The organism is Ruminococcus flavefaciens ND2009 (assembly GCF_000621785.1).
Lineage (GTDB): Bacteria > Bacillota > Clostridia > Oscillospirales > Ruminococcaceae > Ruminococcus > Ruminococcus flavefaciens_C.
Window position 1 is genome coordinate 76257 of the sequence record NZ_KK211346.1, and the last position, 20728, is coordinate 96984.

The window sequence follows — 20728 nt, forward strand, 5'->3', positions numbered from 1 at the left end:
GGTTGTAGAGCAGGAATGCTCTCCCCACATCTGGGGGCAAAGAATGAAGGGAGAATAGTTATGTTTTATGTGAAGGAAAAGACCGATGAGATCGAGGTTAAGGTGGAGTTGAACAGCGAGAACGTGTTCTGCGCCTGCCCGGACTGCGGCAAGGAGGTCGCTGTTGATCTGTCGTGTGTGTTTGCCGATGGTCTGGGCGATATGTACGGCACGGCAGTCTTCTGCAACGAGTGCGCTTGGAAGAGACTGCACGTGAAGCTGAAAAGAAAAGAGGGATGATATGAAATACAGTATTGAATGGTTTTATGCGCTGGTCAGCGGAAAGCTGGTCAAACCGGAGAACGTCTATGTGAAATGCCCCCGCTGCGGCAAGCTCTGCAACAAGGGCTGCGACAGGAAGCCCTGCGGCAGGAACGAGGTGAAGCATGGCTGATTATTATAACAGCGAAGGCTATGCAAGTCCGACGGAACATGAGGCGTTCACCCGCATCGAGAAGGAGGAGAAGGCTGCGGCAAAAGCTGCCGCCTTCCGTCCGGTCGTGTATATCTGTTCGCCGTACTCCGGTGATACGGAGAGAAACGTCGAGAACGCCAAGAGATACAGCCGCTTTGCTGTTGACCGGCACTATCTGCCGATCACGCCACATATCTACTTTACGCAGTTTATGGACGACAATATCCCGGAGGAACGGGATACAGCCATTTTCATGAACTGGGTGCTGATGAGTAAGTGCGTGGAGCTGTGGGTGTTCGGCGACACGGTCAGCTCCGGCATGAAGGCAGAGATTGACCGGGCAAAGCGCAAACACATGAAAATCCGTTATTTTACGGAGAATTTGGAGGAAAAGATATGAAGTTTACCCTGTACACTGCCGATTGTACCGGCAACGCAAAGAACACGATTTACCCGAATCAGAAGGTCATTACCTCGGAAGCGGATCTCCGCAAGGCAGTCACGTTCGACCATGTGTGTGCGCTGTATGCGAATAATGCCCGCAGCGATGCCAATTTTCAGCTCTCAGATGTTGTGCCGATGGACTGCGACAATGATCACAGCGACAATCCCGATGAGTGGATCACTCCGGAAAAGCTGTCCGAAATGCTCAGCGATGTGGAGTTTGCGATCACATACAGCCGTCATCATATGCTGGCGAAAGGCTCTGTAACAGCTCGCCCTCGTTTCCATGTATTTTTCCCGACTACGCCCTGCAAGGATGCCGCATTCCATAAGAACATCAAAGCCCGCATCTATTCGGAGCTTTCATTCTTTGACGGCAATGCGCTGGATGCGTCAAGATTCTTGTTCGGATCGAACGGCGATGTTGTCTGGCATGAGGGCAGTCTGACCATTGAGAACTGGCTGCAGCTTATGAAAACGAACAACAGCATTCCGGAAGGACAGCGCAACAGTACAATGTCCCGTATCGCAGGCAGACTCGTCAAGCGCTTCGGCGTGACGGAGAACGCCCATGCTAAGTTCCTTGAAAAAGCAGCGGAATGCGATCCGCCTCTGGATGACGAAGAACTGGAGGGTATCTGGGCAAGCGCCTGCAAATTCGGTACGAAGGTCACATCGCAGGAAGGATATGTGCCGCCGGAGGAATACGGTCAGGAGCCGATGATGCCGGAAGACTTTTCTGATGTTGGGGAAGCTCGCACACTTGTCAACTGTTACGGTGACGAGCTGGCGTTCACGATTGCTACCAACTATCTGCGTTATAACGGTACCTACTGGGAGGAGTCGGAGCAGGCAGCAGTAATGGCTATGATCGAACATACAGATGCTCAGCTTGCCGAAGCGGACAAGCAGATCAGTGCCGCATTGGAGGCACTTGAAAAAGCAGGTATCAGCAAACAGGACGCCGAAAAGGGCGGAAAGAAGTTTGAAAGCGATCTCGGCTTGGGAGAGATGAAGTTGTATTCCCGCATGAAACGTTATGATGTATTCCATAAATTCGTCATGAAATATCGTAATATCCGCAGCCTGAACAATGCGCTTGATGCTGCAAAGCCGCTGGTTCTTCACAACCCGGAGCAACTTGACGGAGATCCGATGCTGCTGAATACTCCCGGCGGTACCTACGACCTTTCCAAAGGTCTCGAAGGCTGGAAAGCGACCGATCCTGCCGACCTCATCACAAAGGTGACGACGGTCGTTCCGAATGGGGAGGGGCAGCAGCTCTGGGCTGATGCACTGCAGGTTTTTTTCTGCGGCGACCAGAGCCTTATCGACTACGTCCAGATGATCTGCGGTCTCTGTCTGATCGGAAAAGTATACACGGAAGCGATGATTATCGCATACGGCGACGGCAGGAACGGCAAGTCAACTTTCTGGAATGTCATCTATAAGGTTCTCGGCAGCTATTCCGGCAATATCTCTGCCGATGCCTTGACCGTCAACTGTAAGCGTAACGTAAAACCGGAGATGGCAGAGCTGAAAGGCAAGCGTCTCATCATTGCGGCGGAACTGCAGGAAGGTATGCGTTTGAACACCAGCGTGGTAAAGCAGCTCTGTTCGACCGATCCCATTTTCGCAGAAAAGAAGTTCAAGGCTCCGTTCTCCTTTGAGCCAAGTCATACGCTGGTGCTGTACACGAATCACCTGCCGAAGGTGGCGGCTTCTGATGACGGCACTTGGCGCAGACTGATCGTGATCCCGTTCCATGCAAAAATCGAAGGTTCTGCAGATATAAAGAACTATACCCAGTATCTTATCGACAATGCAGGCGGAGCGGTTCTGTCGTGGTTAATCGAAGGTGCCATGAAAGTAGTCGCCGCCGATTTTAAGGTAGACCGCCCGCAATGCGTGCTGGACGCGATCGGAGCGTACCGTGACGGCAATGACTGGCTCGGCTCCTTCATAAATGACTGCTGTGATGTCGATGCATCATATCAGGAGAAGTCCGGCGATCTGTATAAGCGTTATCGTGAATACTGCACCGATACCGGAGAATATGTCCGCAGCACCACAGATTTTTATACTGCACTGGAGCAGGCAGGCTTCAAGCGTAAGAAAATGAATAGCGGAAAGTATATCATGGGGCTTTGCCTCAGATTTGACTTCCTCGACTGACACTTTCATCATACGAAAAACAACGTAGAATTGGGAAAGTGCCGGTCGGTGACACTCATATACATACTTTACGCACGCGAGAGAATTTTAGAAATTTCTCTCTATATATAAGGTTTGCAAATGACCGTCACCGACCGGCACTTTTGCCCTGAAAGGTCGTATTTATGCGAGAAAATGAAATTGAAGCGAAACTGGTCAAAGCCGTGAAAGCTCACGGCGGCGTCTGCTGGAAGTTTGTATCTCCGGGAACAGCAGGCGTACCCGACCGCATTGTATTGATGCCGTCCGGCAGGATCGCTTTCGTGGAAGTGAAAGCACCCGGAGAGAAATCGCGTCCGTTGCAGCGTGTACGCATAAAACTTCTGCGTCGGCTGGGCTTCAAGGTGTATGTCCTTGACGGCGCGGAGCAGATTGGAGGTATCATTGATGAAATACAATCCGCATGATTATCAGAAATATGCGATCGACTTTATCGAAAAGAATCCGCAGGCAGCGGTATTGCTCGAATGCGGATTAGGGAAAACGAGCATTACACTTACAGCGCTGAACGACATGATGTTCGACCGCTTCGAGGTCAGAAAGGTTCTTATCATCGCACCGATCCGTGTATGCAAGAATAGCTGGGCAGCAGAGATCGGGAAATGGGATCACCTGAAAGGGCTGACGTACAGTCTGGTTCTCGGAAACCGTGAACAGCGCCTTGCGGCTCTCCGAAAGAAAGCTGATCTGTATATCATCAACCGTGAGAACGTACAATGGCTTATTGAAGAAACCGGGATGCCGTTTGACTTTGACATGGTGGTGATCGATGAGCTGAGTTCCTTTAAGAATCATCAGTCCAAGCGCTTCAAGGCGCTGCGGAAGGTGCGCCCGTTTGTGAAGCGTATCGTCGGGCTGACCGGTACACCTTGCAGCAACGGTCTCATGGATCTATGGGCGCAGTTCCGCCTGCTGGATAAGGGAGAGCGCCTCGGCAAGAGAATCGGGCAGTACCGCGATGCATATTTCACGCCTGACTGGAACGGTTTTACCTATTCTCCCCGACCGGGTGCTGAAAAAGAAATCTACGGCAAGATCGCAGACATCAGCATTTCCATGAAAACCACCGATCACCTGAAGATGCCGGAACTGGTGTCCGTATCTGATCCGGTTATCATGTCGGAAGCAGAAATAAAAGCATACCGGAAGCTCGAAAAGGAATACACGCTTCCGCTGCTGCATGATGATGTCACTGCCGCCAATGCCGCTGTTCTTTGCGGAAAGCTGGTACAGCTTGCAAGCGGATGCGTATATGACGACGGCGGCACTCCGACCATCATTCATAACCGGAAGCTTGATGCGCTGGAGGATTTGCTGGAAGCGCAGAATGGGAAGCCGGTGTTGGTGGCGTACTGGTATCAGCATGAGCGGGAACGTATCAAGGCGCGTTTCGACGTTCGTGAGATCAAGACCGATCAGGATATCGCCGACTGGAACGACGGCAAAATACCGGTCGCGCTGATACAACCATCCTCCGCCGGTCACGGTCTGAATCTTCAGGACGGCGGCAGCACAATCATATGGTTTACGATGCCGTGGTCGCTGGAACTGTATCAGCAGACGAACGCCCGACTCTGGCGACAGGGACAGAATGCAGATACCGTTGTGATACATCATCTGGTAGCGACGGGAACAATCGACGAAGATATCATGGACGCGCTGGAAAGCAAGGATAAGACACAGTCGACAATGATGAGTGCAGTGAAAGCGAGGTTGAGGGAATGAAGGAATACTGGAACAAGATGGAGCAGCTCCGCAGGCGTATTGACCGGAAGATTCATGAGATACATCTTCTGCGGCAGCGGGCAGAAGGCATGAACGGCAGTGGCATCAATGATATGCCGAGGACGGTATCACCTGACCGCAGCAAGATGGAAGGTACCGTTTTCAAGATCATGGCGCTGGAAAAGGATATACAGGAAACGCAGGCAGAATACGATGCGCTGCTTGCTGATATGGAAGTCCGCATAAACGCAGTTGAAGATGGCGATGCAAGTGATCTTCTGAGGAAGCGTTACCTCGAATTCCTGCCGTGGTCGGAGATCATGAAGGAAATGGGATACAGCAAATCCCACGTGTTCCGCCTTCACAGCACAGCCGTAGCTGCCTTGAAAAGTTGGGACACCGTGGGACTTGCAAACACCGGTAATGTGTGATATAATGTATAATAGAAGAATATGTATAAAGCCGTTGTGGGTATCCGCAGCGGCTTTTGTTATGCCCGAAGGAGGTGTCGGCGATGCCGAGGAAGGCACTGAAACCGTGCAAGCACCCCGGCTGTCCGAGACTGACCGAGGGTGCGTACTGCGACGAACACAAGCCCCTGCACCCTGACCGACCGTCAGCCGCCAAGCGTGGCTACGGCAGCAAGTGGCAGCGTGTCAGCAAGGCGTACCTGCGCAAGCACCCGCTGTGCGTGAAGTGTCTGGCGCAGGGAAAGTATGTGACGGCAACTGTTGTCGATCATATCGTTCCGCATCGTGGCGATCACTACCTGATGTGGAGTGATACCAACTGGCAGGCGCTGTGCAAAGCGTGTCACGACCGCAAGACCGGAACAGAAGACAAAAACCCCGAATATCACTACTGATGGGGAGGGCTGGGGGCTGCCCGGTGGGGGTATCGAAATCTCTACGGAGCAGCGATCACAAGACCGGCGCCCCCTCTCACGCGCAAAAAGTCCGGTTCAAACACCCGATTAACCCCTCGAATATTTTACAAGCCGAAATCCGCGTGGTTTCGGCATTTTTTATAGGCAGGTGATGATATGGCAAAGGACGGTACAAACCGTGGCGGACGCAGAGTCCGTGCAGGCGACAAGCCGAAGCCTCTCGCCGAGAAAATTGCCGCAGGAGAGGATGCCGACATCATCGAATTCACCCCGACCACGCTGGAAGGTGCTGACCTTGATGATGCCGCTGACCTTGTCGGTGAGGATATGCCCACGCCGAGTGAATACCTCTCGGCACGGCAGAAGGACGGTAAGCCTCTCGGCGCTGATGAAATCTACAAGGAAACATGGATATGGCTGAAAAATCGCGGCTGCGAAAAGCTGGTGAACAAGCGCCTGCTCGAAAGCTACTCGCTGGCGTTCGCTCGTTTCGTACAGTGCGAAGAAGCGCTCTCGACCTACGGTCTGCTTGGCAAGCACCCGACGACCGGCGGCGTGGTCGCATCCCCGTTCGCATCGCTCAGCCAGTCCTATCAGAAACAGGCAAATCTGCTCTGGTACGAAATTTTCGATATCGTGAAGCAGAATTGCACGACCAAGTTCGACGGCTCTCCGCAGGACGATATGATGGAGCAGCTACTCCGCAGCAGGAAGTGAGGTACACATGAAAACAACGACAGACTTTCAGCTTGTCCCAACTGACAAGCTCATCCCGTATGTAAATAACGCCCGCACTCACTCGCCGGAGCAGATCAAGAAGCTGCGCTCCTCTCTGCGTGAGTTCGGTTTCGTGAACCCGGTCATCATCGACCGGGAGTACAATGTCATCGCAGGTCACGGTCGCCTGATGGCGGCGAAGGAGGAAGGTATCACGGAGGTGCCGTGTGTCTATGTTGACCACCTGACCGATGCGCAGAAGAAAGCCTATATCCTCGCGGATAACCGTATGGCGCTGGATGCGGGCTGGGACGAGGAGCTTCTTGCCGTGGAGATGCAGGAACTGCAAGACCTCGGCTATGACCTTTCTATGACCGGCTTCGATGAAAAGGAACTGGCTGACCTGTTTTCCGACGGCACTGACTCCGATGCGAAGGACGATGACTTCGACCTGACGGCGGCGCTGGAGAAGGCTTCCTTCGTGGAGCGTGGCGACGTCTGGACGGTCGGCAGGCATCGCCTCATGTGCGGTGATGCGACCAGCCCCGAAGATGTAAATACACTTATGGGCGATACGAAAGCAAATCTCATCCTGACCGATCCGCCCTACGGTGTATCTTTCAAGAGTGCCAGCGGTCTGACCATTCAGAACGACAGCATGAAGAACGAGGAGTTTTACAACTTCCTGCTTGCTGCGTTCCAGTGTATGGCAGCGCACCTCGAAAAAGGCGGTGCGGCTTATGTGTTCCATGCCGATACGGAAGGACTGAACTTCCGCCGTGCATTTGTCGATGCAGGATTCCACCTTGCAGGCTGCTGCATCTGGGTGAAGGACAGCCTCGTCCTCGGACGCTCGGATTATCAGTGGCAGCACGAACCGGTGCTGTACGGCTTCATGCAGAATGGCAAGCACAAGTGGTATTCCGACCGCAAGCAGACGACCATCTGGCACTTCGACAAGCCGAAGCGCAATGCGAACCACCCGACCAGCAAGCCTCTCGACCTGCTCGGTTATCCCATCGGCAACTCCACGCAGGAAAACGGCGTGGTGATCGACACCTTCGGCGGCAGCGGCTCGACGCTTATGGCTTGTGAGCAGATGAACCGCATCTGCTACATGATGGAACTGGACGAAAAATACGCCTCCGTCATTCTCCGGCGCTACGTTGAGGACACCGGTGATGCCGAAGGCGTGTATGTAATTCGTAACGGACAGCAGATTCCTTATTCCGATCTGGTTAAAGAAGTCGAGACGAAGGAAGGCTGATGGTGTATTATTCGCGTAAACCAGAATTTGTTAGTCTGCTTTATCTGCCATAATTACGATATACCTGTTCATTCACCTGCCAGATTCTTTCAAGACTTCCCTCGAAATATCTTTTTGTACAGGAAACGACTCAGCATCCCGATCACCACATTGAACACAATTAACAGAATGATAAGGAGCGCGATATCATTATCGATCTGGACAGTTGCATCAACAATTCTGATTACAAACCTTGATGTGATCAGCATTATAAAAACAGTCGTGATAATAAATATAGCCTTTTTCATTTGCGGTATTTTTCATAGCACCATCTTGCAATGTTGGCAATAAGGTCTTTAGGAAGAGGTGAAATATACGGAATCCGTATAGTACCTTTACTCACGTCATACCCTGCAAGTTGATCAGCAAAGACAACAGGGGCTTCATCGCCGGGATAGAGTCCGATATGTTTTTTTGATGCGGCAAAATGTATAATGTTCGCGCCCTTCCAGTATGTTGGCATACTCCACGATATCTTTTCCTGTGCTTCAGGAATAGCACTGCGAAGTATTTGCCGAATTTCATTCAAATAAGGCTTTACACTTTCATCCTGCGCATCAATATACTCATCTATCGTTTCGACTTTTCCACAATAGTGCCCCTGGCCTGTCCGGCTAAAACTACGGCCGCACTTTGGACACTTCCACTTATTATCTTTCATAATCGAATAACCCTCACAAATTCCGATTTCTATTACTATGATTATACAGCACATCCGCCGATATGTCAATATCTGGAGCCGTTGTAATATGCACAAATATCGGAAAATCCTCCCCGCACATATTCTCCGTTTTACAGTCTTGCTATCTGTGCGATTCAGAGTTAATATGTGACTACAATCAAAACCGCAGCAAGCGGTGAAAAACAGGAGGTCACATCATGAATATCAAGTTTAATATTGAAAAGAGCCAGCGCAAGGCACTGGCACAGAAGATCGGTGAGCTGACCGGCGATGAGGTGAAGTACCTCGGCGTTCCGAGCTGCGGATACCAGATCGGTGCATACACCCTCGACAAGGAAGCGGTGCTGCACGGCAATGAGCTTCCGGACGAGATCCGGAGCGAACTGCAAAAGGCAGGCTACACCGCAGAGAACGAGCCGGTGGCACTGACGATTTCGATGCCGCGAGACTTCTTCGGCGAACAGGGACTGGAGAACCTGCTTCAGATTATCGAGAACAAGGAAACGCTTCTGAAGCACGCACTGAATACAGAGAGCCTTGCGGTCAACGAGTGCGAGGAAACGATCGAGTTCCCGTGGTTCACGGTCGAGAAGGACGGCGACGGCGATGCCTACGCCCGCTTCATTACCGCCCTCTGCGAGTTCGCAAAGAACCTCAAGCGCGTGGTCAACAAGCCGGATACCAGCGACAACGAGAAGTACGCATTCCGCTGCTTCCTCCTGCGCCTCGGCATGATCGGTGAAGAGTACAAGCCGGTGCGCAAGGTTCTGCTCCGCAGCCTGACCGGAAGCTCCGCCTTCCGTCACGGCAAGCCCGAAGGAGGTGCTGACGATGCGGTTTCCGAATGATGCTGAACTGAAAGCCCTGCGGGAGCGTTATCCCGCAGGCACCAGAATCCGCCTGATACACATGGCGGACGACATCGCGCCCGTACCGCCCGGTACGATCGGCTCGGTAGCGATCATCGACGACGCAGGCAACATCCACATGAACTGGGAGAACGGCAGAAGCCTTGCCTTGATCGAGGGCGTGGATGAATTCGAGGTCATCTCCGGCGGCTGATTTTACAGCCTCCGGGGGCGCCGGAAAATGTGAGAACCTATTCCATCGTACCCCATATTACCACACGATTGCAAGTAAGTCAAGGGTGTATACTACACAATCATCAAGGCTGTATTTTCCCCGATATTCTGTGGTTTTAGCGGCTTGATATATCCTCGGTTTAGAGTTAATATGTGACTACCGAAAGGGAAAACACACCAAAAACCAAACAGGAGGATACCACCATGAACGCAAACACACAGGCACAGATCAACAGAATGAAGGAGCAGACGATCGGGGTTGAGGTTGAGATGAACAGCATCACCCGCAAGGCTGCCGCAAAGCTCGCCGCCGAGTTCTTCGGCACGAACCGCTACGAGGACACCGCCTTCCGCAACGGCTACTACACTTGGAGCGCTTGGGACGCACAGGGACGCGAGTGGAAATTCCAGCGCGACGTGAGCATCAGCGGACCGGACAGCGAAAAGTGCGAAATGGTCACACCGATCCTGCACTACGAGGACATCGAAACCCTGCAGGAGCTGATCAGACGCCTTCGCAAGGCGGGCGCAAAGAGCGACTACACCAGAGGCTGCGGAGTTCACATTCACATCGGCGCAGCGGGACACACACCGCAGAGCCTGAGAAACCTCGCAAACATCATGGCAAGCCACGAAACCCTGATCGCCGAGGCAATCAAGGTTGACCGCAACAGAATGAACCAGTATTGCAGAACGGTCAACCCGAATTTCCTGCAGCAGCTCAACGCCAAGAAGCCCAGAACGATGGCGCAGCTCGCAGACATCTGGTACGGCGCACAGGGATGCGACAACGGCAGAAGCCACCATTACAACAGCAGCCGCTACCATATGCTGAACCTCCACGCCACCTTCACAAAAGGCACGATTGAATTCCGCCTTTTCCAGTTCGACAAGCCTGCAGGCGGCAAGCAGAACGGACTTCACGCAGGCAAGCTCAAGAGCTACATTCAGCTTTGCCTCGCAATGAGCCAGATGGCAAAAGACCTGCGCAGCGCAAGCCCGAAGGAACAGCAGAAGGAAAACAAAAAGTTCGCAATGAGAACTTGGCTGATGAGAATGGGCTTCATTGGCGACGAATTTGCAACGGCAAGAGAAACCCTGACGCAGAACCTTACCGGCGACAACGCCTTCAGATTCGGCAGACCTTGAGGGAAGCCGAATCCCAGCCGCCAACCACGGCGGCTGGGGCGGCAAGCCGCACACAGCGCCCACGTTGCCCCGTGTGGGGCGGGAGTGGTATCCTCCAAGTAACTGCCCCTTTCGGTAAAAAGCCCTGTACGGGGCGCACACGGCGCAAACAGCGGCAAGGCATATTCTACACAAAGAACGGCGCATTTTTCCCCGCGATGTTTTGTACATTTAGCGGCTTGCTATTCTCCCTGAAAAGAGTTAATATGTGACTACCGGAACGGAAAACGACTGGAAAACAAACACGGAGGAACGAGCAATGAGCAACATCGAATGGGGAACGGAAACTGACAAGAAGCTGGAGCAGATCGCAATGAAAGCGGACTACGCACTGGAGCAGCGGGGCGGGCTGGACACCCGCTGGAACGACACCGAGGACTTCCCGGAGGTGAGCGTCTGGGGCATACGCGAAATGCTGCGAAAGGCATACGAACTGGGCAAGGCGGAACGCTGATCCGCCGCCTTTCCCCACCTGCCGCCTACGGGCGGCTCAGGGTGGTAGAAGGAGACTTCCTTCGGAAAGGACGATTAACATGGAAAAGAAGTACTACCTTGCCTACGGCTCGAACCTGAACATCCGCCAGATGCGGTACCGCTGCCCGACCGCAAAGCCCATCGGCATCACGGCGATCCCCGACTACGAGTTGCTTTACAAGGGCAGCAAGACCGGCGCGTACCTGACCATAGAACCGAAGAAGAACGGCATCGTTCCGATCGCGGTCTGGGAGGTCACCGCAGCCGACGAGAAGCGGCTGGATGCCTATGAGGGCTGCCCGACCTTCTACTACAAGAAGGAAGTCCGCCTGCCCGTGAAGCTGGCAAGCGGCAAGACCAAGAAGCTGACCGCCTTCGTGTACATCATGCATGAGGAACGCAGCCTCGGCATTCCGTCGCTTGCCTACATCCGCACCTGCGAGGAAGGCTACCGGAACTTCGGCTTCGACACCAAGTTCCTCGATGCCGCCTACGAAATCAGCGCAAAGGAGGTGCAGCGATGAAAGACCGCAACAACGAGCCGCGCATCTGCCCGAAATGCGGGCAGGCGTACACCGCCCGACCAGCACTTTCCCGCGTGGATAACAGCCCGATCTGCCCCGACTGCGGAACGCGTGAGGCGCTTGAAAGCATCGGCGTCGGACGCGAGGAACAGGACAAAATTCTCGGCATCATCCACGAGAAGTACGAAGGCGAAGAATAAGGCGCACAGAGCCGCCACGTTGCAACGTGTGGCGCGGGACGGGTATCCTCCAAACGGTATCCCTTTCGGTAACCCGCCCCACACAGGGCGCGTGTGCGGCTCTTGTGCGATGTACAATACGGCGCTGAAATGCAGGCAATGTTTGTCACATTTATTTTTCCGATATTGCTTGATATATCCTCGGTTCAGAGTTAATATGTCACTACCGCAAGAGAAGCGGAATAAACACAAAGGAGCATTCACATGAACATTTTAGTTGTTGAACCGGGCAAGCGCCCCTACGCAAAGGAGATCAGCGGAGAGCTTGAAAGCCTGCAGCAGACGGTCGGCGGCTACATTCAGGCGATTTACCCCTTCGATGATCCGGTCGCACTGGTGTGCGAGGAGGAAGCCCTCTACCATCCGGAGCAGAAGTGGAATCGCCCGATCAAGGGCTACGGCGTTATCAAGGGTACATTCTTCCTTTGCGGCTTGGGCGAGGATGACTTCACCGACCTGCCGCAGGAGCTGACCGAGAAATACACAGAGTTCTTCCGGCAGGCATACGATTTCGTGCTGGTCGGAAACATCCTGATGCCGATTCCCCTCGGCGAATAACCGAAAAGCGGCGGGTGTAATATACACAACACCCGCCGCACATTTTCCCCGTATCTTCTGTAGTTTTAGCGGCTTGATATAATGTGCTTTTAGAGTTAATATGTACACAACGGAAGGGCAAAGCCCGCCGGAAACTACGAAACACGGAGGAAAAAACAATGATCAGCTACGGAATGGCAAAGGCAAGAGCAATGGCAGGCAGAGACGACTGGAACGAGCGCGAGGCAATCAAGAGCGCAACGATCCTTTGGTACGACACCGAGGAGGAAGGCTACGAACTGGAGATCGAGAACGAGGACGACCTCGACGCAGAGGACTTCAGGGCTTGGGTTGAGGAGAACGCCGACAGTCTTGCGCAGGAAGACGCAGCCGCAAACGGCACGACCTTCGAGGGCATCGAGGAGATCGAGTACGAAACCGAATGGATTGACGACGATGCACTTTTTGACGAAGACTACGCCGCCGCCTGCGAAAGCGAATGGGAATGGATGACCGGCAGATGAGCCGGTCGCCTCACCGGGGCGGCACAGCGCCGCCCTGTGCGCGGGCAGCCGATTCCGCGCAAACGGATGCCATGCCAGAACAAGCTCGACACAGCGCGTTTCTGCGGCACCTGCTGGCGGCGTAAAGTACACAAACAAGCGAAAAATACCGCAGAGATCATTGTTATTACTCACACTTGATATATCCGCCGTTTAGAGTTAATATGTGTACAACGGAAGGGCAAAGCCCACCGAAAACTACGAAAAACGGAGGAAAACATTATGTGGCATGAAGGTACGATTGGAGTTCCGAAGGGAGACGGCAAGTACACGGTCGTTCATTACTGGGTGAAAGCCTATGACGAGGGCAGCCAGTACGGAATCGACGGCGGCAGGATCAGCAAGCTGACGCTGAAGATCAGCGGCGAGGTTGTTTACAACTACGACCGGGGGCTGGATGTTCCGCCGCAGAACGAGGCAGCGGAAATGGCGCTGGCGATCCTGATGCACGAATACAACTAAAAACACGAAGGCGGCAACCGGAAGGATGCCGCCTTTCTCTCTGAAGGAGGTGAGGCACTTGCGAAAGCTGAAAGATTATACACCGACAAAGTTTATGGCGGAGGATTCCCATTACGACAAAGCCGCCGCCGACTACGCAGTCCGGTTCATCGAGTGCCTTGCCCATACAAAAGGTACATGGGCGGGAAAGCCGTTCGAGTTGATTGACTGGCAGGAGCGCATCATCCGTGACCTGTTCGGTGTCATCAAGCCCAACGGCTACCGTCAGTTCAACACGGCATACATCGAGATTCCGAAAAAGAACGGCAAGTCTGAGCTTGCCGCCGCTGTTGCGTTATTGCTAACCTGCGGCGACGGCGAGGAACGTGCCGAGGTCTACGGCTGCGCTGCCGACCGTCAGCAGGCTGCGATCGTGTTCGATGTCGCCGCTGACATGGTACGAATGTGTCCTGCGCTGAATAAGCGAGTGAAGATACTGACTTCGCAGAAGCGCATCGTGTACGTCCCGACCAACTCCTTCTATCAGGTGCTTTCCGCCGAGGCGTACAGCAAGCATGGCTTCAATATCCACGGAGTCGTGTTCGATGAGCTGCACACGCAGCCGAATCGAAAACTCTTTGACGTTATGACGAAAGGCTCCGGCGATGCCAGAATGCAGCCGCTGTATTTCCTTATCACAACGGCAGGCACGGACACCAATTCCATCTGCTACGAGCAGCACCAGAAGGCGCAGGATATTCTCGAAGGGCGCAAGATTGACAAGACCTTCTATCCGGTCATCTACGGCGCTCCTGATGATGCCGACTGGACTTCTCCGGAGGTCTGGAAGAATTCAAATCCATCCCTCGGCGAAACGATCGGCATGGACAAAGTGGAAGCCGCCTGCGAATCCGCCAAGCAGAACCCCGGCGAAGAAAACGCCTTCCGGCAGCTCCGTCTGAATCAATGGGTGAAACAGACCGTCCGCTGGATGCCGATGCACAAGTGGGACGCCTGCAAGGTCGATTTTGACGAATCCTTCCTCGAAGGTCGTGTATGTTACGGCGGTCTTGATCTTTCAAGCACCACGGACATCACGGCTTTTGTTCTGGTTTTTCCGCCGACCGAGGAGGACGACCATTATTATATTCTGCCGTACTTCTGGCTACCGGAGGAAACGCTTGATCTCCGCGTCCGGCGCGACCATGTGCCGTATGACCTCTGGCAGCGACAGGGCTACCTGCTGACGACCGAGGGCAATGTCGTTCACTACGGCTTCATCGAAAACTTCATCGACGAACTGGGTACACGGTTCAATATCCGGGAGATCGCCTTCGACCGCTGGGGCGCAGTGCAGATGTCGCAGAACCTTGAGGGGCTGGGCTTCACGCTGGTGCAGTTCGGTCAGGGCTACCGTGATATGTCGCCGCCGACCAAAGAGCTGATGAAGCTGACGCTGGAGCAGAAAATAGCTCACAACGGGCATCCGGTTCTCCGCTGGAATATGGACAACATTTTCATCAAGCGTGATCCGGCGGGCAACATCAAGCCGGACAAGGAAAAATCCACGGAGAAGATTGACGGAACGGTCGCCACGATCATGGCTCTCGACCGGGCAATCCGATGCGGAAACGAAACCGGCGACAGCATTTATGATGAAAGAGATTTGTTGATACTTTAATTCGGATGAATAATGAACTCTGTTGCATTATTTCCAATAGCCTTATTGTATTCTCTCACGTCGTCATCGCTAATATGAGTTATATAAAATTTATCAAAATCGTTGGGATCAGAGCATTTTCCTTTAGCCATTAGTATTTGTGGCGTAATTGGAAGTAAGCCCATTTTCAATCCGTCTTTTCGCGTGTAAATAAAAGCAGGACTATCACAGGTTAGAAATTTTGTTGCGCCATCAGCAATCATAAAGTGAAAATTTGTTTGTTTTAAGTTTATCATAGCATCTTTATATATTACACCAGAATCATTTAAAAATGCTCTATACCAACTGAGTAGTAAATAATGTCGCATTTCTTCGGCTGCAGTTTTAATTGATGGAAGAATTCTTTCATCAACTGGGATTTCCTCATCTGTCAAACAATCCTCCATTTTTTTATAAACGGATTCAAAAATGACGTTTGATGTAAATCCTCGCCAATCCAACGCAGTAAAGAATAGCATTAGAAAATCTCTTTCAAATGCTGTTAAATATCCGTTTGGCGCGGATAAAATAGTGCTGCTTATCTGAGAAACAATGGATTTCCATTTGTTTTCATATTTGGTACACCAGTTTTCTTCTATATCTTTTATTTTAACTTGTTCTATTATATCTTTGAGTCTTTTTTTAGAAACTGGCGTGCCATCCGGACGAGTAATTACCCACTTATGAAAATCAATATAATGCCTATTCAATTCTAAAGGAGTTGCAAGTAATACTCCGTCGCATGATACTGAGTATGAAGACAATTCAGAAAAAATAAGTTTTGCATCTGATTCAGTACAAATCGGCATACCGGCTTTGATCGAGTGAAAATCAGTTATGCCGCCTATTCTTTCCTTGTTTCGATCAACAATTGTTCCAAGATTGGACTTGAATTCTACTTTAAGAGTTCCGCTTGCATTAGCCCATGCGGACATATATGTTTGAGGTATTAGATGATGGTATTTTGCTTCTGTACTCATAATTATTCCCTCCAATTGTATGCGTTATACAACATTATAACATAAGCCCATACAAAAAGTCAACGAAAGGAGTGATGCACATGGGTATTTTCAGCGGACTGTTCCGGTCACGGGACAAGCCGAAGGACAGCTACGACAGCCCGTCCTACAGCTATTTCTTCGGGCGGACTCATGCAGGCAAGCGAGTCAACGACCGCACGGCAATGCAGATCATTGCGGTGTACGCCTGCGTGAGAGTGCTGTCGGAGGCGATTGCACAACTGCCGCTGCACGTCTACCAATACACCGATAACGGAAAAGAGCGAGTGCCGAAGCACCCGCTTTATTTTTTGCTGCATGACCAGCCGAATCCCGAAATGACATCGTTCGTTTTCCGGGAAACGCTCATGGCACACCTGCTGATCTATGGCAACGCCTATGCGCAGATCATCCGAAACGGCAGAGGTGACGTCATCGGGCTGTATCCGCTGATGCCGGATAAGGTGCGTGTTGACCGTGATGATCGCGGCAGGCTCATTTACCGCTACAGCCGGTACGACGAACACAACCCGAATTTCAGGCAGCAGGGCGAGATCATTCTGCCGATGGAACAGGTACTGCATATTCCGGGACTGGGCTTTGACGGTCTGGTCGGATACAGCCCTATTGCAATGGCGAAGAACGCACTCGGTCTGGCGGTCGCCTGTGATGAGTACGGCTCGTCCTTCTTCGCAAACGGCGCAGCGCCCTCTGCGGTGCTGGAACATCCGGGCGTCATCAAAAATCCGGAGCGTGTGCGTGAGGCGTGGCAGCGGGCGTATGGCAGCAGCAATGCGCATAAAACTGCGATCTTGGAGGAGGGCATGAAATACACGCCCATCTCCATTCCCAACAACGAGGCGCAGTTCCTTGAAACCAGAAAGTTTCAGATTGAGGAAATTGCCCGCCTGTACCGTGTGCCGCTGCATATGATCGGCGACCTCGATCATGCTACTTTCAGCAACATCGAGCATCTGTCGCTCGAATTCGTAAAATACACCCTTGATCCGTGGCTGGTACGCTGGGAACAGGGACTACAGAAGGCGCTTCTTTCGGATTCCGAAAAGGGGCGCTATTTCATTAAATTCAATGTGGAAGGTCTGCTGCGCGGCGACTACGCAAGCCGTATGCAGGGATATGCGACCGCACGTCAGAACGGCTGGCTGTCCGCCAACGATATCCGTGAGCTGGAGGATATGAACGCAATTCCCGATGAGGAAGGCGGCAATCTGTATCTGGTGAACGGCAGCTTCACAAAGCTGGAGGACGCAGGCGCTTTCGCAGAGAAAGGAGGAAATGCAGATGAATAAGTTCTGGAACTGGGTACGCAATGAAGACACCGGCGCATCCGAGCTGATCTTCAACGGACCGATTTCGGAAGACACATGGTTTGGCGATGAGATCACGCCTGCCATGTTCCGTAACGAGCTTTCAAAGGTCAGCGGCGATCTCACCGTCTGGCTGAATTCACCCGGCGGAGATGTATTTGCGGCATCGCAGATTTATACGATGCTCCGCAACCACAAGGGCAAGGTCACAGTCAAGATCGACGGCATTGCTGCTTCGGCGGCAAGCGTGGTCGCTATGGCTGGCGATGAAACCCTCATCGCACCGACCGGTATGCTGATGATTCACAACCCCTCTACGGTCGCTTTCGGCAACAAGGAAGCGATGCAGAAGGCAATCGAGCTTCTGGACGAGGTCAAGGAGAGCATTATCAACGCCTACGAGGAGAAGTCCGGTCTGAGCCGCAGCAAGATCGCCCGCATGATGGACGAGGAAACATGGCTCAATGCGAAAAAGGCACAGTCCCTCGGACTGGTGGACGGTATTCTCTTTGCGGGCAGCGCTCCGCAGCCGAAGCCGGAGGAAGAACCCGATGAAGATACACCGGATGAGGACGAGCCGAAGGAGGACACCCTCACGGCGATGTCTTATTCCCGTGCAGCAACCATGCAGAGCCTGATGCAGAAGGTCTCTGCGGAACACAAAGGTACACCCGTGGATCAGCTCATGAGTCGGCTGAATCTGCTGAAATACTGATTGGAGGTATGTATAATGACTATTCAGGAACTTCGTGAAAAGAGAGCGAAGGCGTGGGATACCGCCCGTGACTTCCTCGACAGCAAGAGACAGGCAGACGGTACGCTTTCCGAGGAGGACAGCAAGACCTACGATGCAATGGAGGCAACTATCGTCAACCTCGGCAAGGAGATCCAGCGCATGGAGCGTCAGGCAGAGATCGAGGCGGATATGGCGAAGGCAACATCTGCACCGATTCTCACCACACCTGCTGCGCAGAATACCGAGCCGGAAAAGACCGGAACTGCATCTGCTGCATACAGCGATGCATTCTGGAACAGCATCCGCAACCGCAACTGGATCGATGTCCGCAACGATCTTCATGTCGGCACTGACACAGAGGGCGGCTATCTTGTGCCGGATGAATTCGAGCGCAAGCTCATCGAGGCGCTTGAGGAGGAGAACATCTTCCGCCAGATGGCAACCGTTATCAAGACCAGTTCCGGCGACCGCAAGATTCCTATCGTGACATCGAAGGGCGATGCGGTCTGGATGGATGAGGAGGAGCAGTATACGCTTTCCGATGACACCTTCGGTCAGGCATCGCTCTCCGCATACAAGCTCGGTACAGCGATCAAGATTTCCGAGGAACTTCTCAACGACAGCGTGTTCGACCTTCCGTCCTACATCGCCCGTGAGTTTGCACGCAGAATCGGCGCAAAGGAGGAGGAAGCCTTCTTCATCGGCAACGGCACCGGCAAGCCTACCGGTATTTTCAATGCAACCGGCGGCGCACAGGACGGCGCGACTACCGCAGGCGCAAGCATCACCTTTGATGATGTGATGGAGCTGTTCTATTCGCTCCGCAGCCCTTACCGCAAGAAGGCTGTCTGGGTGCTGAATGATTCTACGGTCAAGGCACTCCGTAAGCTCAAGGACGGCAACGGCAACTACATCTGGCAGCCTTCCGTTGCGGCAGGCGTTCCCGATACCATCCTCAACCGTCCTTACAAGACCTCCAGCTATGTTCCGGAGATCGGCGCTGGCAAGAAGTGTATGGCATTCGGCGATTTCAGCTATTACTGGATCGCTGACCGTTCCGGTCGTACCTTCAAGCGTCTGAATGAGCTGTTCGCTATGACCGGTCAGGTCGGCTTCCTTGCAATGGAGCGTCTTGACGGCAAGCTCATTCTCCCCGAAGCGATCAAGACACTCAAGGTCAAGAGTGGCAGCGGTGCATGATCACTCTGGCTGAGACAAAAAACTATCTTCGTGTGGATCATACAGAGGATGACAAGCTCATCCTCTCGCTGATCGACACTGCCAAGCGGCTGGTGCAGGACGTCGGCAGAATGGACGATGCGGCACTTGCGGTCAATGAGGAAACCACCCGGCAGGCTATGCTGTATACTGTTTCTTACCTCTATGAGAACCGCAACGGCGCTGACTACCACAAGCTGACGCTGACACTCCGGTCGCTGTTATTTGCGCAGCGTGAAGGGGTGATCTGATGGAGATCGGAACGCTGAATCAGCGCATCGCCTTTCTGGAACACAGCACGAAGATAGACGGCATCGGCAACCACAAAGCCCGGTGGGAGGAAGCCTTCTCCTGCTGGGCTGCCGTGTCCGTAAAGACATCGACGGAAACAACCGAGGCGGGAGTAACGCAGGAAGTCGTATCGCTGGAATTCACTGTCCGGCAGACACCCGATACCAAACGCATCAATACAACGACGCACAAGTTGCGCTTCCGTGGACTGGTGTACGACATCAACGGTGTACTGCCGAATTATAAATCACTCGACTATATGAAGATCACGGCAGGTACACGAAAGGCTGGTGAGCAGGATGACTTCGATTGACGATATGGCGGCGGAGATCATGCAGGGGCTGACAGAATATGCAGACCTTGCGGATACCGCTATGAAAGCCGCTGTGAAAAAGACAGCAACCTCCGTCAAGAAGGAAATCTCCGCCAATGCTCCGAAGCGCAGCGGCAAGTACCGCAAGAGCTGGACGACCAAGAAAACGAAGGAGAACAGCCATACACTCGAAATGACCGTTCACTCCAAAGACCGCTACCAGCTTGCGCACCTGCTGGAAAAAGGTCATGCAAAGCGCAACGGCGGACGTGTATCCGGCAAGCCGCATATCGCGCCTGCGGAAGCGCATGGCGAAGAAATGCTCACGCATCTTATCGAGGAGGCGCTGTCATGACCTATGAAGAAATCAATGAAATGATGCAGGAGATCGGGATGCCGTTCGCCTATCATCATTTTGCCGAGGGCGAGTCTCCGAAACCGCCTTTCGTTATTTTTCTCTCACCTGGCGAGGATACCTTCGGCGCGGATAATCTGATGTATCACAGCTTCAAGCAACTCGATATTGAACTGTATACAGATGAAAAGTCACCCGATACGGAAAGCCGTGTGGAGGAAGTGCTGACGCAGCACAATATCTATTACACGAAAACTGAAAGCTGGATCGAGAGCGAAAAGCTCTACGAGGTGCTTTACGAAATGGAGGTATAA

29 protein-coding genes are annotated in these 20728 nt (G+C 52.8%); 27 read left to right on the plus strand and 2 right to left on the minus strand.

Annotated elements, in window-relative coordinates; genetic code table 11:
- The first annotated feature begins 60 nt into the window (after positions 1 to 60).
- The 10 genes from T488_RS0107115 to T488_RS0107160 all read left to right on the plus strand — a co-directional run bounded on the left by T488_RS0107115 (position 61) and on the right by T488_RS0107160 (position 7707).
- The gene (locus T488_RS0107115; RefSeq protein WP_028520174.1) at positions 61 to 279 is read left to right on the plus strand and encodes a hypothetical protein; all 219 of its coding nucleotides are present in this window, start codon (positions 61 to 63) and stop codon (positions 277 to 279) included.
- A gap of 1 nt (position 280) precedes the next feature.
- The gene (locus T488_RS19585; RefSeq protein ID WP_155250356.1) at positions 281 to 433 is read left to right on the plus strand and encodes a hypothetical protein; all 153 of its coding nucleotides are present in this window, start codon (positions 281 to 283) and stop codon (positions 431 to 433) included.
- Positions 426 to 854, plus strand: coding sequence for a DUF4406 domain-containing protein (locus T488_RS0107125; RefSeq protein ID WP_028520175.1), 429 nt, complete (start codon positions 426 to 428; stop codon positions 852 to 854). Before T488_RS19585 ends, T488_RS0107125 begins: the two co-directional genes overlap by 8 nt.
- Positions 851 to 3073, plus strand: coding sequence for a phage/plasmid primase, P4 family (locus T488_RS0107130; protein ID WP_028520176.1), 2223 nt, complete (start codon positions 851 to 853; stop codon positions 3071 to 3073). Before T488_RS0107125 ends, T488_RS0107130 begins: the two co-directional genes overlap by 4 nt.
- A 164-nt stretch (positions 3074 to 3237) precedes the next feature.
- Positions 3238 to 3519 carry a VRR-NUC domain-containing protein gene (locus T488_RS0107135; RefSeq protein WP_028520177.1) on the plus strand — a complete coding sequence of 94 codons (282 nt, stop codon included), beginning with the start codon at positions 3238 to 3240 and terminating at the stop codon, positions 3517 to 3519.
- Positions 3500 to 4837: an SNF2-related protein gene (locus T488_RS0107140; protein WP_028520178.1), complete on the plus strand. Its 1338-nt coding sequence runs from the start codon at positions 3500 to 3502 to the stop codon at positions 4835 to 4837. The genes T488_RS0107135 and T488_RS0107140 overlap by 20 nt, the downstream gene beginning before the upstream one ends.
- Positions 4834 to 5268, plus strand: coding sequence for a DUF1492 domain-containing protein (locus T488_RS0107145; protein WP_028520179.1), 435 nt, complete (start codon positions 4834 to 4836; stop codon positions 5266 to 5268). The genes T488_RS0107140 and T488_RS0107145 overlap by 4 nt, the downstream gene beginning before the upstream one ends.
- An 83-nt stretch (positions 5269 to 5351) precedes the next feature.
- Complete coding sequence (locus tag T488_RS0107150) at positions 5352 to 5702, plus strand: HNH endonuclease (protein ID WP_028520180.1); 351 nt, start codon at positions 5352 to 5354, stop codon at positions 5700 to 5702.
- A 177-nt stretch (positions 5703 to 5879) separates the two neighbouring features.
- Positions 5880 to 6440, plus strand: coding sequence for a terminase (locus T488_RS0107155; RefSeq protein WP_028520181.1), 561 nt, complete (start codon positions 5880 to 5882; stop codon positions 6438 to 6440).
- A gap of 7 nt (positions 6441 to 6447) precedes the next feature.
- Positions 6448 to 7707, plus strand: coding sequence for a site-specific DNA-methyltransferase (locus tag T488_RS0107160; RefSeq protein WP_028520182.1), 1260 nt, complete (start codon positions 6448 to 6450; stop codon positions 7705 to 7707).
- A 283-nt stretch (positions 7708 to 7990) separates the two neighbouring features.
- On the opposite strand, the gene T488_RS0107170 is transcribed toward T488_RS0107160, so the two are convergent.
- Positions 7991 to 8407 carry an iron chaperone gene (locus tag T488_RS0107170; RefSeq protein WP_024860237.1) on the minus strand — a complete coding sequence of 139 codons (417 nt, stop codon included), beginning with the start codon at positions 8405 to 8407 and terminating at the stop codon, positions 7991 to 7993.
- A 218-nt stretch (positions 8408 to 8625) separates the two neighbouring features.
- Here T488_RS0107170 and T488_RS17355 point away from each other — a divergent pair, with 218 nt between their 5' ends.
- The 10 genes from T488_RS17355 (at position 8626) to T488_RS0107220 (ending at position 15157) form a co-directional block, all read left to right on the plus strand.
- Positions 8626 to 9276 carry a hypothetical protein gene (locus T488_RS17355; protein ID WP_037297547.1) on the plus strand — a complete coding sequence of 217 codons (651 nt, stop codon included), beginning with the start codon at positions 8626 to 8628 and terminating at the stop codon, positions 9274 to 9276.
- The gene (locus T488_RS0107180) at positions 9260 to 9490 is read left to right on the plus strand and encodes a DUF4314 domain-containing protein (RefSeq protein ID WP_028520184.1); all 231 of its coding nucleotides are present in this window, start codon (positions 9260 to 9262) and stop codon (positions 9488 to 9490) included. The genes T488_RS17355 and T488_RS0107180 overlap by 17 nt, the downstream gene beginning before the upstream one ends.
- Before the next feature lie 224 nt (positions 9491 to 9714).
- Positions 9715 to 10659, plus strand: coding sequence for an amidoligase family protein (locus T488_RS0107185; RefSeq protein WP_028520185.1), 945 nt, complete (start codon positions 9715 to 9717; stop codon positions 10657 to 10659).
- A gap of 298 nt (positions 10660 to 10957) precedes the next feature.
- Entirely contained in the window at positions 10958 to 11152 is a 195-nt protein-coding gene (locus tag T488_RS0107190; protein WP_028520186.1) for a DUF6900 domain-containing protein, read from the plus strand.
- Positions 11153 to 11231: 79 nt separating this feature from the next.
- Positions 11232 to 11696: a gamma-glutamylcyclotransferase family protein gene (locus T488_RS0107195; protein ID WP_028520187.1), complete on the plus strand. Its 465-nt coding sequence runs from the start codon at positions 11232 to 11234 to the stop codon at positions 11694 to 11696.
- Positions 11693 to 11896: a hypothetical protein gene (locus T488_RS0107200; RefSeq protein ID WP_024860231.1), complete on the plus strand. Its 204-nt coding sequence runs from the start codon at positions 11693 to 11695 to the stop codon at positions 11894 to 11896. The genes T488_RS0107195 and T488_RS0107200 overlap by 4 nt, the downstream gene beginning before the upstream one ends.
- 243 nt (positions 11897 to 12139) lie before the next feature.
- Positions 12140 to 12493, plus strand: coding sequence for a DUF3846 domain-containing protein (locus T488_RS17360; protein ID WP_024860230.1), 354 nt, complete (start codon positions 12140 to 12142; stop codon positions 12491 to 12493).
- A 158-nt stretch (positions 12494 to 12651) separates the two neighbouring features.
- Positions 12652 to 12996 carry a hypothetical protein gene (locus tag T488_RS0107210; protein ID WP_028520188.1) on the plus strand — a complete coding sequence of 115 codons (345 nt, stop codon included), beginning with the start codon at positions 12652 to 12654 and terminating at the stop codon, positions 12994 to 12996.
- Positions 12997 to 13257: 261 nt separating this feature from the next.
- Complete coding sequence (locus T488_RS0107215) at positions 13258 to 13497, plus strand: DUF7678 domain-containing protein (RefSeq protein WP_028520189.1); 240 nt, start codon at positions 13258 to 13260, stop codon at positions 13495 to 13497.
- Positions 13498 to 13555: 58 nt separating this feature from the next.
- Positions 13556 to 15157, plus strand: coding sequence for a terminase large subunit (locus T488_RS0107220; protein WP_028520190.1), 1602 nt, complete (start codon positions 13556 to 13558; stop codon positions 15155 to 15157).
- On the opposite strand, the gene T488_RS18715 is transcribed toward T488_RS0107220, so the two are convergent.
- Complete coding sequence (locus T488_RS18715) at positions 15154 to 16155, minus strand: DUF4238 domain-containing protein (protein ID WP_051536387.1); 1002 nt, start codon at positions 16153 to 16155, stop codon at positions 15154 to 15156. The genes T488_RS0107220 and T488_RS18715 overlap by 4 nt on opposite strands.
- A gap of 80 nt (positions 16156 to 16235) precedes the next feature.
- Between T488_RS18715 and T488_RS0107235 the strand changes: the two genes are divergently transcribed.
- Genes T488_RS0107235 through T488_RS0107265 form a run of 7 tightly spaced genes read left to right on the plus strand, consistent with a single transcriptional unit; the run spans position 16236 to position 20728 of the window.
- Positions 16236 to 17483: a phage portal protein gene (locus T488_RS0107235; RefSeq protein WP_028520191.1), complete on the plus strand. Its 1248-nt coding sequence runs from the start codon at positions 16236 to 16238 to the stop codon at positions 17481 to 17483.
- The gene (locus tag T488_RS0107240; protein WP_028520192.1) at positions 17476 to 18216 is read left to right on the plus strand and encodes a head maturation protease, ClpP-related; all 741 of its coding nucleotides are present in this window, start codon (positions 17476 to 17478) and stop codon (positions 18214 to 18216) included. Before T488_RS0107235 ends, T488_RS0107240 begins: the two co-directional genes overlap by 8 nt.
- A 12-nt stretch (positions 18217 to 18228) precedes the next feature.
- Positions 18229 to 19437: a phage major capsid protein gene (locus T488_RS0107245; RefSeq protein ID WP_167549424.1), complete on the plus strand. Its 1209-nt coding sequence runs from the start codon at positions 18229 to 18231 to the stop codon at positions 19435 to 19437.
- Positions 19434 to 19706 (plus strand): head-tail connector protein, encoded by a 273-nt coding sequence (locus tag T488_RS0107250; RefSeq protein ID WP_024860222.1) that lies wholly within the window; start codon positions 19434 to 19436, stop codon positions 19704 to 19706. The genes T488_RS0107245 and T488_RS0107250 overlap by 4 nt, the downstream gene beginning before the upstream one ends.
- Positions 19706 to 20059 carry a phage head closure protein gene (locus T488_RS0107255; protein ID WP_009986404.1) on the plus strand — a complete coding sequence of 118 codons (354 nt, stop codon included), beginning with the start codon at positions 19706 to 19708 and terminating at the stop codon, positions 20057 to 20059. The genes T488_RS0107250 and T488_RS0107255 overlap by 1 nt, the downstream gene beginning before the upstream one ends.
- Complete coding sequence (locus T488_RS0107260) at positions 20046 to 20414, plus strand: HK97 gp10 family phage protein (RefSeq protein WP_037280144.1); 369 nt, start codon at positions 20046 to 20048, stop codon at positions 20412 to 20414. The genes T488_RS0107255 and T488_RS0107260 overlap by 14 nt, the downstream gene beginning before the upstream one ends.
- Positions 20411 to 20728: a hypothetical protein gene (locus T488_RS0107265; RefSeq protein ID WP_024860220.1), complete on the plus strand. Its 318-nt coding sequence runs from the start codon at positions 20411 to 20413 to the stop codon at positions 20726 to 20728. Before T488_RS0107260 ends, T488_RS0107265 begins: the two co-directional genes overlap by 4 nt.

Coding starts and splice junctions, on each gene's coding strand:
- T488_RS0107150 (WP_028520180.1), top strand. CDS start 5,352: ATGCCGAGGAAGGCACTGAAACCGTGCAAGCACCCCGGCTGTCCGAGA.
- T488_RS0107240 (WP_028520192.1), top strand. CDS start 17,476: ATGAATAAGTTCTGGAACTGGGTACGCAATGAAGACACCGGCGCATCC.
- T488_RS0107195 (WP_028520187.1), top strand. CDS start 11,232: ATGGAAAAGAAGTACTACCTTGCCTACGGCTCGAACCTGAACATCCGC.
- T488_RS0107170 (WP_024860237.1), bottom strand. CDS start 8,407: ATGAAAGATAATAAGTGGAAGTGTCCAAAGTGCGGCCGTAGTTTTAGC.
- T488_RS0107260 (WP_037280144.1), top strand. CDS start 20,046: ATGACTTCGATTGACGATATGGCGGCGGAGATCATGCAGGGGCTGACA.
- T488_RS0107250 (WP_024860222.1), top strand. CDS start 19,434: ATGATCACTCTGGCTGAGACAAAAAACTATCTTCGTGTGGATCATACA.
- T488_RS0107255 (WP_009986404.1), top strand. CDS start 19,706: ATGGAGATCGGAACGCTGAATCAGCGCATCGCCTTTCTGGAACACAGC.
- T488_RS0107160 (WP_028520182.1), top strand. CDS start 6,448: ATGAAAACAACGACAGACTTTCAGCTTGTCCCAACTGACAAGCTCATC.
- T488_RS0107130 (WP_028520176.1), top strand. CDS start 851: ATGAAGTTTACCCTGTACACTGCCGATTGTACCGGCAACGCAAAGAAC.
- T488_RS0107155 (WP_028520181.1), top strand. CDS start 5,880: ATGGCAAAGGACGGTACAAACCGTGGCGGACGCAGAGTCCGTGCAGGC.
- T488_RS0107215 (WP_028520189.1), top strand. CDS start 13,258: ATGTGGCATGAAGGTACGATTGGAGTTCCGAAGGGAGACGGCAAGTAC.
- T488_RS0107145 (WP_028520179.1), top strand. CDS start 4,834: ATGAAGGAATACTGGAACAAGATGGAGCAGCTCCGCAGGCGTATTGAC.
- T488_RS18715 (WP_051536387.1), bottom strand. CDS start 16,155: ATGAGTACAGAAGCAAAATACCATCATCTAATACCTCAAACATATATG.
- T488_RS17355 (WP_037297547.1), top strand. CDS start 8,626: ATGAATATCAAGTTTAATATTGAAAAGAGCCAGCGCAAGGCACTGGCA.
- T488_RS19585 (WP_155250356.1), top strand. CDS start 281: ATGAAATACAGTATTGAATGGTTTTATGCGCTGGTCAGCGGAAAGCTG.
- T488_RS17360 (WP_024860230.1), top strand. CDS start 12,140: ATGAACATTTTAGTTGTTGAACCGGGCAAGCGCCCCTACGCAAAGGAG.
- T488_RS0107140 (WP_028520178.1), top strand. CDS start 3,500: ATGAAATACAATCCGCATGATTATCAGAAATATGCGATCGACTTTATC.
- T488_RS0107125 (WP_028520175.1), top strand. CDS start 426: ATGGCTGATTATTATAACAGCGAAGGCTATGCAAGTCCGACGGAACAT.
- T488_RS0107235 (WP_028520191.1), top strand. CDS start 16,236: ATGGGTATTTTCAGCGGACTGTTCCGGTCACGGGACAAGCCGAAGGAC.
- T488_RS0107135 (WP_028520177.1), top strand. CDS start 3,238: ATGCGAGAAAATGAAATTGAAGCGAAACTGGTCAAAGCCGTGAAAGCT.
- T488_RS0107115 (WP_028520174.1), top strand. CDS start 61: ATGTTTTATGTGAAGGAAAAGACCGATGAGATCGAGGTTAAGGTGGAG.
- T488_RS0107200 (WP_024860231.1), top strand. CDS start 11,693: ATGAAAGACCGCAACAACGAGCCGCGCATCTGCCCGAAATGCGGGCAG.
- T488_RS0107190 (WP_028520186.1), top strand. CDS start 10,958: ATGAGCAACATCGAATGGGGAACGGAAACTGACAAGAAGCTGGAGCAG.
- T488_RS0107265 (WP_024860220.1), top strand. CDS start 20,411: ATGACCTATGAAGAAATCAATGAAATGATGCAGGAGATCGGGATGCCG.
- T488_RS0107180 (WP_028520184.1), top strand. CDS start 9,260: ATGCGGTTTCCGAATGATGCTGAACTGAAAGCCCTGCGGGAGCGTTAT.
- T488_RS0107185 (WP_028520185.1), top strand. CDS start 9,715: ATGAACGCAAACACACAGGCACAGATCAACAGAATGAAGGAGCAGACG.
- T488_RS0107210 (WP_028520188.1), top strand. CDS start 12,652: ATGATCAGCTACGGAATGGCAAAGGCAAGAGCAATGGCAGGCAGAGAC.